This window comes from Paraburkholderia sp. (assembly GCF_026225065.1).
Lineage (GTDB): Bacteria > Pseudomonadota > Gammaproteobacteria > Burkholderiales > Burkholderiaceae > Paraburkholderia.
In genome coordinates, this window is record NZ_JAMFSB010000069.1 from 1 (window position 1) to 11,802 (window position 11,802).

Genomic DNA, 11,802 nt, shown 5'->3' on the forward strand with positions numbered 1-11,802 from the left:
CAACCACGTTCCTGCACACAAACCCACGGCGAGACCACCACCGCCCAAAGGTTTGGATCGCGCGCGGCGAAATCCGCGGCGGTTTCGCTCTGCATGCGCTCGACGATGCCCGCCGAGAGCCACTGCGTAACCTGGGCCGTATCGTCGCTGGCAATCGCTTCGGCGACACTGACCAGATCGACGTCGCGCGCGACGTGCAGCAGGATGCCACGCGCAAAGAAGCGTTCGAGCTCTGGCCAGCCGATTTTCGCGGTTTCCGCGAGTAGCGAGAGGTAAAGCGGACTGTGGGCGGCGTCGTTCGAAGTCATCGGATCAGGTGGTGTTGAAAGCGGTGGTTGTCAGGCGGCCGTTACTATAAACCATCGTAGAGCGCCCTCCACAGCGACGGCGCGTTCCGGTACGCTTGCCGTTTTCGGCGACTCGGCGTTCGGCCTTTTCGCTTTAACTTCAGTGGATCACCACGGTTTTTGGGTCCGGCACGCGCCGGTCGAACGGGAACAACTTTTTCATGTCGCTCAATTCTACGACGCCTGCCGCAGGTGTTCACACCGTCGCCGATGCAACTCTTGCACGTGAGGACGTGCAGCGATTGCTCGCCGCTACCCGTGGTCCGCTTCGATTCGAAGACTGCGATTTCGAGAGTGCTGACCTGTCGCGGCTCGATTTGCGTAGCGCCGAATTTCATCGCTGCACGATCGTCGAGACTTCGTTTTTCGGCGCAGCGTTGACACAAAGCCGCTGGTTGCGTTGCCGTGGGCGGCAGGCGGATTTCGGCTCGGCGGACCTCGTCGATGCCGTGTTTCAGTCGAGCGATCTTAACAATACGAGCTGGCGCCGCGCCAAGCTTGCTTCAGTCAACTACACCGGATGCAAGCTCACGGGCGCGAACTTCGAGGCGTGCACCGCGTTGGGCCTGACGTTCGTCGAGACGCTGCTGGTGGGCGCGCATCTGCGCGGCCTGTCGTTTCGCAAAGCCACGCTGCAGGAGCTTGATTTCTCCGATGCCGACCTCGCCGGCGCCGACTTCCGGGAAGCGCTGTTCGAAGGCGGCAGCCTCAAGGACGCAAACCTCAAAGGCGCCCGTTTCGATGGCGCGGACCTCCGCCTCGCCGATCTGAGTGGCGTGCGTCTTGTGGACGCGGGACTGTTTCGCGGCGCGACGATTTCCCACCAGCAGGCTGCCGTGTTGGTGACTGAACTGGGGTTGCGCGTCTTGTGATTCGCCGAGTCAGCGGATGGCGGCTCGCAAGTGCTTTATCTAGGCGGATTTAACCGATAAAAAATGGCTAAAATGCTACGCGAGATGCGAATTAATCCAGAATAACTGAAAAGTCGCATTATGCGAATGGTTGAGGCCTGCGATTAAATACAACTGGAACGTGCGCCTTCGCACCAACGACGAGCAAAGACAAGCAAGGCAAAGAAGCGCCAGTAATCACTGGAAAAATGCTTTCGGGATTTGACAGTTAAATCGGAACGTGGCTCAATCGTGCGGTACGGCGTTGCCCCAAAACGCAATGCCAGTAAGGACTTCATGTTGTCCAGGCGGGGTTGATGGCGATCCCCCAAAGCCCGTCATTCCGTTTCATTTGAATCGCGTTATTCGAACTATCTCATTAATTTTCGTTCACGGAATGCGTATTCCGTGCGGCGAAGCACATTTTTTGCGAAATTAATCGATTGCATGCCCCTGCCGCCGTTGATAGATTCGGTTTTGGCGCATGGTGAACCGGTCCTTTACCGATATGCGCCGAACCCCCGTTAGCCCGGCCTCGAGCCGGGCTTTTTTTCGTCAGGCGATCAGATGAATTGCATTTGGTGATATTTATAGCAGTCTAATTCACGCCAAATGAGAACTCTCGGTTAAAGCATATGAGCGTGCCAACACCGCTTTAAGCCGGTCATAAAGACATGACCGGAACACGGATTGTCGTGGAGCGGATAGCGGCGTCGAGTCGTGCAGCGCCGCTTGCCGGTCCCACCTGCGCTCATTGCTTGCAGCGAACCACCATCGAGCGGTTCTTGACGTTCGCACCGAGGATTCCGCCAATCGAGCCACCTGAGGTAGCACCGTTGTCGACGTCCTTTGAGACTACGTCGTAGCCATACGAACCACATACTTCGCCGGCGCGTTTGTAACATTCGGCCCAACTCTCGCTCGCATCGCTCCCGCTGCAGTTGATGGCAAAGCCTGTGTCTCCGCTCGGGAGGTAGGTCATTTTGGTGGAACTGGCGCAGCCGGCAAGACTCACGAGCGTCAGGGCGGCAACGCTTGCAGCCACGGCCGCGAGGGCCGTTGCGGATGGGGTCCATCCAGATTTCATCGGAGGCTCCTCATGGAATGTGGGTGACCGATGCGGTGGATCGCCGCCGCATCGTCTGGTGCAGGAAGGAACATCACACGGTACTCGGAGTGCCGTGCGGACTGCCTGTAGCCGCAATTAACGTGCCGGAAGCGCACGTGATGGGTCGATCGAGCGGCCCTGATAGCGCAACTCGAAGTGAAGCATGGCGCGATCCGTGTCGCTATCGCCCATTTCTGCGATTTTCTCGCCTTGGGTCACGCTCTGACCTTCCTTCACGAGCAGCACGCGGTTGTGCGCGTAGGCGGTCAGATAATCTGCATTGTGCTTGAGGATCAGCAGGTTGCCGTAGCCGCGCAGCCCGTTACCGGCGTACACCACGGTTCCCGCGGCCGCCGCGACGACCGGCGTGCCTGCGCTGCCGGCGATATCGATACCTTTCGAGTTCGAGCCGTCGAAGCGGCGCACCACGGTGCCGTTGGTCGGCCACACGAGCGAGATCGACGAGGCCGGCGCGGGGGTCGGCGACACGTCGCTGGGCGCGCTGCGCGGGGCTGCTGCCGGCGCCGCCGCGCTGCCACGACCGCTGTAGGAGCCGCTGCTTGCTGTCGCGGAGGTGATCGGCGCCGAATTGCCAGGCGGCACCACGCGCAGCACCTGACCGACCTCGATGCTGTCCGGATTCGACAGGTTGTTCCAGCGCACGATGCTCTGGACCGATACCCGGTTACTGCGGGCGATCTTCAGCAAAGTATCGCCGCGTTCGACACGATAGAACCCCGGACCGACTGGCGCAGACCCGCACGCGACGAGCACTGCAAGTAACGACACGCAAGCGAGCCGTTTAATTCTTCTTGTTCCCAACATTGGACCTCGCAAAGCGCTGCCGCGCGCCGATCCCGATTGCGCGACAGATGGGCAAAAAAATGACCGATTCTAACGGTTTTGCACCGCAGCACGTCAATTGGGATCGCGCCGCAGGAGCGGCACGGCGTGGCTCGGCGTCCAGGCGCCGCCGGGCGGCCCGCATGGCTCGTGCGCAGCCGGCAGGTGCATGGCGGATCAGCGCAGGGCGCCGACAGTGATACGCAACGCGGCGGTTTCCGTCTGGCCCGGTTCGAGCCAGCGCAGGCCCAGGCCGTTGTGGATCGCGTCGGGCAGACCGAGCCATGGCTCGATGCAATAGAAGTCCGACTCCGCGGCCTCAGTCCAGGTAGTGACGGCGTACCAAGGCACAGAGCCGGGTCGTTGCAGGTCGATTGTGATCGTGCGGTTCAGGCCTGGCGCGACAAGTCGCACGGGCCGCTCAGGCACGCCGTCGAGGCAATGGAAGCGGTCGAGGATCAGCGTCTCGTCGAGCGTGTAGCTCGGCTCACCTGGTTCGGGCGCGCTGATCGAGCCGTCCGCCTGCTGATAGCGACGCTGGGTATGCGGCAGCTCGAGCACCGTCTCACTGCGCTGTGTGTGCGGCAGCGAGAAGTAGAAGTGGTGGCCGGCGTAGTAGGGCAGCGGTGCGTCGCCGGTGTTGACTGTGGTCAGCTCGACGTCGAGCGTGTGGTCGTCTGCAAGCCGGTAGGCGGCCTCGAAGCGGAAGCCGAACGGGTAGCCGGCGCGGGTGGCGTCGCTGTCGGCGAGCGTCATGCGCACCGTCGTGCTGTGCGTCGCAGAGGCCGGTTCGACGCTTGCGGCGAACGGCAGGTCGCGCGCGAAGCCGTGCATCGGCAGGTCGCGCACCGTCCCTTCGGCGTCGCGCCAGCGGCCAATCTGGCCGTCTACACGATGTCGTCCGAGAAACGGAAACAGCAAAGGATTGCCGCCGCGGATCTTCGGGGGCTGGCTCCAGTCGGCCACGTCGGGCCAATGGATCACCTGCTGGCCGTCGATATGCCACGACAGCAGCCGTCCGCCGGCTTGCGGCGCGATGCGAAGCAGCGAGGCGCCATCGGCGATCTCTAGGATGTCCTGATGCTGGAATTGGGCCATGGTGAACGGTTGTGGTTAGGAGCGGTTAAAACGGTGGACTGCAACGGGACTGCCACGGTTGGCTGCGACGATCACCTGCGCCGATAGGCAGAGCTACGGCACGCGGTCCGGAGCCAATTTTGCGCCCGTTTGGCCTACGGGGAAACCCTTCCCGGGCAATTACGGGTTCGCACGACCGGTAAGCTTGACGATAATCCGTCCCACTGCCCGGTCATTTAACCTTTCGGGCCGCACGACTTCCGGAGGCCTCATGGATCTCGCAATGGCAATGGGCGTGGCCCTGTTCGGCATGTTTGCCGTCAGCACAGTCTACTTCTTCTACAAGCTCGATCGCTGAACGTTAGCGTCCTTCTTGCTTGCCGCGTCGCCCGCTGCGACGCGGATCGATCCCGTTAGTCACCTGCTCAGGTTCGCAGCACACGCGCGCCAAATGGCTTGCAGAGGCGTAACAACCGTTTCGAGTTGTGACGCAATGCATCAAAATTTCCCCTAACGTCGCTCAAACGCTTGGCGCTGACATAGCGGCCAGGCATAATCGGTGCGCTTCCAGGCGTCGGCTCCATAGGCCGGCGTGCTGCTCCTTGATTCTTCACTCACTAAAAGGACCGCCGCGTGAGCTTGTCGTTTCTGATTTTTCTGAGCGTGCTGCAGGGCGTCACGGAACTGTTTCCCGTCAGCAGCCTCGGTCACACCCTGCTCGTGCCCGCGCTGTTCGGCATGCATATTGACGAGCATGCGCCGCAGTTGCTGCCGTTCCTCGTTGCGCTGCACCTCGGCACTGCGCTCGCGCTGCTGTGGTACTTCCGCAAGCGCTGGGTCGCGCTGATCAGCGGTTTTTTCGCGTCGCTCGGCGGCCGCCGCAACGACGATGCCCATATGATGTGGGCGCTAATCATCGGGACAATTCCGGCCGGCATCGTCGGGCTGGTGCTGGAAAAGCGCCTCGAGCGGCTGTTCCACGACTTGCGCATCGTAGCGATTGCGCTGATCGTCAACGGCGTGCTGCTGTGGTTCGGCGACCGTCTGCAGCGTGCGCGCGTGCATCAAGCGCCGGAGAAACTGACGTTTCGTCAGGCGTTCTTCGTTGGGCTGGCACAGATCGGCGCGCTGATTCCGGGTTTTTCGCGCAGCGGTCTGACGATGATCGCCGGTAACGCCGCGGGTCTGACGGCGGAGAAGGCGGCGGAATTTTCGTTCCTGCTCGGCACACCGATCATTTTTGCCGCTGGCGTGCTCGAACTTCCGAAGCTGTTTCATGCGCCGGGCCAGCTAGGCGATGCCCTGCTCGGCGGCGTGCTGACCGCGATTGCCGCGTATCTGAGCGTGCGCTTCCTGATGCGCTATTTCGAAGGACGCGGGCGTTTGGCGAGCTTCGGCGTGTACTGCGTGATTGCGGGCATCGTCTGTCTTGGCTGGTTCATGCTGCATACGCAGCCGGTTTGAGCGCACGGTCAGTCTGACGACTATGCTGGGATTTACCGGATGCTTGCCGCAGCAGGTGCAGTGGGCCGCGCGGCAGCATCGGGTATAATCCGCCCCCTGCGTGCCGGTGGTGCTCGCCGCGCGGTTAAAATTTCAGTTTCGCCTCCCCATAGTTCAACGGATAGAACACGGGTCTTCTAAACCTGAAATCGAGGTTCGATTCCTCGTGGGGGGGCCACCCAGGCAGCAAGCGTCGCCGATGCGCGCTTCACACGCCTCACAAAGCCCTTTTCCTTACCGCCCCTTCCGCAAGCTCAAGCTCGCAGCGCCGTCGACGTTATCCCGTGTGTCACCCCAAACACGGAGGCTCATATGTCTGCAGCAACGCCTGATCTGATCGCACAAAAGGTGCGTATCAACCCGATCGTGATTGTCATCGGCAGCGGGGACACCACGCGCTCTTTGCGTTACCGCGGCAAGCACACGCTTCGTGCGGTGCTGGGTTTTTTGCGCAGCCAGCGCGAATCTCGCGCGCTGGTGTACAGCCACAGGACGGATGGACAGATGCTGTGGATCGATGTCCAGACCGGCGCATTCTGCAATCTGCATTAGTTGGCGGGGCCTGCGCCGGCGGAGTCATTTCACCCGCTGGCGCGACGCGTGGATGGATTGCGCAGAGAAGGGCTTCGCCGTTGCGGCTCTGCACGCAGTCTTGAACCTCGACGCCTTGTTGCTGACGATGTCGGCTGTCATAGTAGACCGTCCGACATCTACGCGACGGTGAGCAATATGAACACCACAGACGCCCATGCAAGCCCGCCCGGAACTGAACTGGGCGCGCTCTTACGCCATTGGCGCGCCGTGCGCGACAAAAGCCAGCTGGATCTGTCGCTCGACTCGGGCGTATCGCAACGTCATATCAGCTTCGTCGAAGTCGGGCGCAGCGTCCCCAGCCGGCAGATGCTGATGAACATCGCGCAAGCGCTGGACGTTCCTCTGCGAGAGCGCAACACGTTGCTACTGGCCGCAGGCTATGCACCGGCGTATCCGGACGATCCATTGAATGTACTCGAAACGCAGAGCGTGAAGAATGCGATTCAACGTATGTTGCGCCAGCACGAACCGTATCCGGCGGTCGTGATGGATCGCTACTGGAACGTCGTGATGGCCAATGATTTTGCGCCGCGTTTTTTCAACTGCTTTATCGACATGTCCGCGCGCAAGAAACCGCGCAACCTTCTGCACCTGATGTTCGATCCGGATGGCATGCGGCCGTTTATCGACAAATGGGAAGACGTGGCAAAGAGTCTGATCCAGCGCGTTTACCGGGAGTCCGTAGGGCGCGTGATCGATGAACAAACCCAGGCGCTATTGGCTACGCTAATGGCCTATCCAGGGACGAAGACCGACTGGAAATCGCCCGTGGCTCTCAGCGCGGTTCCCGTCAATCCTGCGATGCCGGTGATACCGCTCAGTTTCCTGAAGGATGGTAAGCCGCTCAATTACTTCTCGATGATCACCACGGTTGGGACGCCGCAGACCGTCGCCATGCAGGAGTTGCGTATCGAAAGCATGTTTCCGGCTGATGAGGCGACCGAGCAGTTGCACGTTCAACTGGTTGGCCACGCGTCGGCCCGCTGACCGGTGCGACTGACAAGGACATGATCTGAGTTTCGTTCTGCGAAAAAGATTCGTAGAACGAAGCTCAGGCAGACCGCTCGCGGACGAGATCGCGATGCGTCAGATAAAGCCGCAGGTCAAACTCGGTCTGGTGATAGCCCGGCTGCATGAACTCGCAAAGCCGGTAAAACGCCTTGTTATGGTCGCTTTCCTTCAGATGCGCAAGTTCGTGCACGACGATCATCTGCAGGAATTCGGGCGCGCCGTCCTTGAAGAGAGACGCAATGCGAATCTCTTTCTTCGCTTTGAGCTTGCCGCCCTGGACTCGTGAGATGGTCGTATGCAGTCCCAAGGCGTGTCGCAGCACATCGAGCTTGCTGTCGTAGAGGACCTTGTCGATGGATGGGCCGTTGCGCACGAATTCACGCTTGAACTCCGCGACATACTCGTAGAGCGCGCGGTCGGTTTGCACCGAATGTCGGCGCGGATATTTGTCGGCGAGGTAGGCAGCCAGTTTCTCTTCCGCGATCAGTCGGCGAACCTTCTCCTGTAGTGCGGCCGGGTAGGCGCTCAGATATTTCAGATGCTGCATGACTCAGGCCGCCCCTTGAGCGTGCTCCTGACGATTCGTCGCCAACGCCGACGCCCGGCATTCCTCGATCAGATCGCGGAACGTGTTCGCATTGCGCGCGTTGGTGGCCGCCGCGCTCTCCGGGTCGCTCTCCGATAATCCACCGAGACCGACAATCACCGTAGCTGGCACGGGTTGATTGCGTATGCGGCGCAGCAGGTTGCGCAAATACGGCGGCGACTCGGCCGCGTCTAGCGAAATGATGCAGATGATGGCCGCACCATCGCCTTCCTGCGGGGTTCGCACTTCGCCGCGTGCGCTGCGGAATTGCTCGTAGGTCGTGGCGATCGTGGTGATGTTTTGCCGTCCCAGCAGTTGCGCGGCAATGGCCGTGGCCACTTCGTCGAATGCGCCGCGTCCCGAGATGCACAGCACCACGGCGCCGTCCACAGTGCCTATTGCGTCCGCGGCTTGTAAACCACCGCCATAGTGCGGTTCGGTGCGGCCGTGAGCGTGGGCGTCGTCGGCGGCGACGTCAGGCGATGCGATTCCGTCTGACAGGCCTTCGACCGTTTCGAGGTTCTCGATGATGTCGATCACCGCCTCGTTAAAGCGCACCAGTTGCTCCGCTGTCAGCACGCCACGTAGCGCATCGTTGCGAGCAAGTTTCAGCCCTTCGAGCGCAACCTGATCGTAGTAATCGACCACCGACATCTCGCCGAGCAGCCGGTCCGCCTGCACAATCGCCTCGTGGGGATCGTCCGCCAGCAGCCGTTGGTAGAAGGTCTGCGCCGGCGTCAGGGCTGGCTGGTCGCCAAGCAGGATCGTCAGGAAGTTGAGCCGGTCCGCATAGCGGCCCAGCGTAACGAGGCACAGCGTGAGCGGCGTCGATAGCACGAGACCCACGGGCCCCCACAGCCAGCTCCAGAAGATTGCGGCAACCACTACCGCGAGCGGCGAGAGGCCGGAGCGTCGGCCATACAGGTACGGCTCCGCCACCTGACCGGCCACCAGATCGACCACCACGAACAGCACCAGCGTCCACACCGCCATGGTCCATTGCGGCTGAATGGCGGCAGCGAGACACACCGCCAGCAATGCGGCAATCCAGATGCCGATATACGGCACGAAGCGCAGCAGCGCGGCGACGACCCCGAACAGCAGCGCGCCCGGCACGCCGATACCCGCGAGACCGACGGCGAGCACGCCCCCCACGCTGAGATTCAAACCCAGTTGCGCGACGAAGTAGCGGCTCAGGCGGCTCGCTGCGTCGTTGATCGCGGTGGTGGTGCGGTGCAGGTCGCGCGAGCCGAACAGGCTGATCAGTCGGTCGCGCAGATCCTCGCGCTGCAGCAGGATAAAGATGGTGACCACCAGCACGATGAAGGTGGTCTCGAGCGGCGCGATAGCTGGCGAAAACGCCCGTTGGGCCAGTTGCATCGGCGTGAGCGCGGGCTCGTGCACCTCGACGGGCATGGGCGCCTGAGGCGCGTTGCGGCTGGCTTTGCCATAACCACGCGGCGCTGCCGGGCGCGACGGCGCGACCCGTTGCAGCGTGAGCGCCGCCCTGCCGAGCAGGACATCGGCGCGGCCGACGGTCTTTTCCTGCACGGTCTCGATCTTTTGCTCGATAGCCACCTGATACTGCGGCAGATCGGCCGCCAACTGGACGATCTGCGATGTGATCAGCGCACCCGCGCCGAGCACGATGGCCAGCGCGAAGAACACCGCAATGAAGATCGACGGCAACTGACCCATGTGCAGACGCCGCAGCGACGCCACCAGTGGGGCCAGCAGAAAGCTGAGCAGCACTGAAAGCGTGATCGGAATCAGGACTGCGCGGCCGAAATACAGCCCGCATACCACCACAACACCGGTAATCACCGACGCGAGGCCGTGCAGGCTGGGCGAGCCCGGTGGGTACACGCGGTTTGGCCGTCCGGGGGGCGGCAACGAAATCTTCATTTTGGCGACATTCGGGTTGGCGGGAAGCGTAACCGCTTCCTCAGGAATTTGAGGATACAACTGCGGAGCATAGCAATCCACACGCCCGAGGGGCAGCTTCAGGTGATGGGGCCACCTTGTCCGTCGTCGCATCAAGTGTGCTTTGAGGTTGCCTGTTCGTGTTCTTGCGTTACAATAGTGGTATATACCTGTAATTCGAGCGTGCCATGAAAACTCATCCGCGGACGTCTGAACAGCGTCACAAGAGCTCGAGCGTCTGCATCAATGCGGCGATCCGCCGGGCGGCACGGCGCATGGGACAAATCTATGACGATGCTTTCGAGGCATGCGGCCTTCGCGCAACGCAGTACTCGCTGCTGGTGCAGATCGATCGCGTCGGTACACCCACCATGCGTGTGCTGGCCGAGCACCTCGTGATGGACCTGTCGGCGCTTGGCCACACGCTAAAGCCGTTGATCCGGGATGGTCTGGTGGAACTGGTGGTGGACGAACTGGACCGCCGCAGCCGCCGCGTTCATCTGACGAAAGACGGCCGCATCAAACTGGAAGAGGCGCGGGCGATCTGGAAGAAAGTCCAGCTCAGCTTCGACGATGCCTTCGGGAAGGACGGTGCAGCGCAACTCCGGTCAACCCTCGATCTGATCGCGTCGCCGGATTTTTCGGAGCGCATGACGACGGTGTTTCATTCAATTTCGTAAACAGTTGCGCGCTTTGCGCCGATGCTGAAGTCAGACGGCGAGCCGCAGAAACCGCGATGCATCCCACAGGTGGTCGAAATGCAAAACAGGTTGCTGGTCTTGCTGTGCGTGTCCGTGCCGTCGTTCATGATCAACCTGGACTCCAACATCGTTGCGGTCTCGCTGTCCTCGATAGCACGCTCGTTACATGCGGATTTCACGGCCATCGAGTGGGTGATTAGTGCCTACACGCTTGCTTTCGCCACGCTGGTCATGCCGGCGGGTGCGCTCGCCGATCGTTTCGGTCGCAAGCGGATGCTGGTGCTCGGGCTTACCGTCTTTACGCTGGCTTCCGGCATTTGCGGCGCCGCGAATTCGACCACGCTGCTCAACTACGCCCGCGCCTTGCAGGGCGTTGGCGCGGCTCTCCAGTTGAGCGCCGCACTGGCGATCCTGTCGCATAGTTTTCAGGGCAAGGAGCGCGCCAGCGCGTTTGCATTCTGGGGTTCGGTGATTGGCGTCGCCATCATGCTCGGTCCGGTAGCTGGCGGCCTGATCACGCAATTTTTCGGCTGGCAGTGGGCCTTCTATGTGAACCTGCCGGTTGGCGTCGCGATGATCGCGTTGACGCTGTATGCGGTGACCGAGTCGAAAGACCCGCATGCCATGCGTGTCGACACAGCCGGTGTTCTGACGTTTAGCGGGTTTCTCGGCCTGCTCACGCTGGCGCTGATTTCAGGCAATCGTGCAGGATGGCTAAGCAGGTCGGTTCTCGTCGAACTGGGTGTTGCCGTCGCAATGCTGATTGCCTTTCTGGTTGTGGAATCGGTCCAAACCAGACCCATGGTCGATCTGAAGTATCTTGCCCGCCGCACGTATCTTGGAGCGAACATTGCGGGCGTCTCCTATGCCGTCGCTTTCCTGACGATGCTCACGTATCTGCCGTTTTTCTTTCAGAGCGCGCTTGGCTATGCACCGCTGACCGCCGGGCTATTGATGCTGCCGCTTGCTGTGCCCTTGTTTGTCGTTCCGCGCGTGGTTGCGCTGTATCTGGACCATCGCCTGTCCGGACGTACCCTGCTCGTGATCGGCCTCGCTTGTGTGGGTGTTGGCCTCCTGCTCACGGCCCTTAGAATCACGCTCTTCCACTATCCGGCGATCTTCGAAAGCATGCTGATCGCATCAGTGGGCGCCGGTATTCTGAACGGACAGATCGCCAAAGTCGGCATGACCGTTATTCCTGTGGAGCGGGCGGGGATGG

General features: G+C 61.3%; 13 protein-coding genes and 1 tRNA gene. 8 read left to right on the forward strand and 6 right to left on the reverse strand.

Annotation, left to right across the window (positions count from 1 at the left end; all coding sequences use genetic code 11):
* On the reverse strand, positions 1-308 hold a 308-nt coding region (locus M0954_RS05315; protein WP_297352010.1), incomplete at its 3' end, for a DUF2288 domain-containing protein.
* A 200-nt stretch (positions 309-508) separates the two neighbouring features.
* On the opposite strand from M0954_RS05315, the gene M0954_RS05320 reads away from it, so the two are divergent.
* A complete protein-coding gene (locus tag M0954_RS05320) occupies positions 509-1,219 on the forward strand; it encodes a pentapeptide repeat-containing protein (protein ID WP_122151985.1) in 711 nt (236 codons plus the stop codon).
* 769 nt (positions 1,220-1,988) lie between these two features.
* Here M0954_RS05320 and M0954_RS05325 read toward each other — a convergent pair.
* The 3 genes from M0954_RS05325 to M0954_RS05335 form a co-directional block, all read right to left on the reverse strand.
* Entirely contained in the window at positions 1,989-2,324 is a 336-nt protein-coding gene (locus M0954_RS05325; RefSeq protein ID WP_297352011.1) for a hypothetical protein, read from the reverse strand.
* Positions 2,325-2,441: 117 nt separating this feature from the next.
* A complete protein-coding gene (locus tag M0954_RS05330; RefSeq protein WP_297352013.1) occupies positions 2,442-3,170 on the reverse strand; it encodes a peptidoglycan DD-metalloendopeptidase family protein in 729 nt (242 codons plus the stop codon).
* A gap of 195 nt (positions 3,171-3,365) precedes the next feature.
* Positions 3,366-4,286, reverse strand: coding sequence for an aldose epimerase (locus M0954_RS05335; RefSeq protein ID WP_123388571.1), 921 nt, complete (start codon positions 4,284-4,286; stop codon positions 3,366-3,368).
* A 184-nt stretch (positions 4,287-4,470) separates the two neighbouring features.
* Between M0954_RS05335 and M0954_RS05340 the strand changes: the two genes are divergently transcribed.
* From M0954_RS05340 to M0954_RS05360, 5 genes are all read left to right on the forward strand, one after another.
* Positions 4,471-4,623 carry a hypothetical protein gene (locus M0954_RS05340; RefSeq protein WP_183143206.1) on the forward strand — a complete coding sequence of 51 codons (153 nt, stop codon included), beginning with the start codon at positions 4,471-4,473 and terminating at the stop codon, positions 4,621-4,623.
* 275 nt (positions 4,624-4,898) lie between these two features.
* Positions 4,899-5,729: an undecaprenyl-diphosphate phosphatase gene (locus tag M0954_RS05345; RefSeq protein WP_122151982.1), complete on the forward strand. Its 831-nt coding sequence runs from the start codon at positions 4,899-4,901 to the stop codon at positions 5,727-5,729.
* A 142-nt stretch (positions 5,730-5,871) separates the two neighbouring features.
* Positions 5,872-5,946: transfer RNA gene (locus tag M0954_RS05350), tRNA-Arg, on the forward strand.
* A gap of 134 nt (positions 5,947-6,080) precedes the next feature.
* Positions 6,081-6,320, forward strand: a complete 240-nt coding sequence (locus tag M0954_RS05355) for a hypothetical protein (RefSeq protein WP_122151981.1) — start codon at positions 6,081-6,083, stop codon at positions 6,318-6,320.
* 177 nt (positions 6,321-6,497) lie between these two features.
* A complete protein-coding gene (locus M0954_RS05360; RefSeq protein ID WP_122151980.1) occupies positions 6,498-7,349 on the forward strand; it encodes a helix-turn-helix transcriptional regulator in 852 nt (283 codons plus the stop codon).
* Between the two features lie 64 nt (positions 7,350-7,413).
* On the opposite strand, the gene M0954_RS05365 is transcribed toward M0954_RS05360, so the two are convergent.
* The gene (locus M0954_RS05365) at positions 7,414-7,920 is read right to left on the reverse strand and encodes a YgjP-like metallopeptidase domain-containing protein (protein ID WP_122151979.1); all 507 of its coding nucleotides are present in this window, start codon (positions 7,918-7,920) and stop codon (positions 7,414-7,416) included.
* Positions 7,921-7,923: 3 nt separating this feature from the next.
* Positions 7,924-9,864, reverse strand: a complete 1,941-nt coding sequence (locus M0954_RS05370; RefSeq protein ID WP_297352015.1) for an AI-2E family transporter — start codon at positions 9,862-9,864, stop codon at positions 7,924-7,926.
* 206 nt (positions 9,865-10,070) lie between these two features.
* Here M0954_RS05370 and M0954_RS05375 point away from each other — a divergent pair, with 206 nt between their 5' ends.
* Together M0954_RS05375 and M0954_RS05380 are read left to right on the forward strand one after the other, a co-directional pair.
* Positions 10,071-10,562 (forward strand): MarR family winged helix-turn-helix transcriptional regulator, encoded by a 492-nt coding sequence (locus M0954_RS05375; RefSeq protein WP_220795431.1) that lies wholly within the window; start codon positions 10,071-10,073, stop codon positions 10,560-10,562.
* Between the two features lie 78 nt (positions 10,563-10,640).
* The coding region (locus M0954_RS05380; RefSeq protein ID WP_297352016.1) for an MFS transporter at positions 10,641-11,802 on the forward strand (1,162 nt) is incomplete at its 3' end.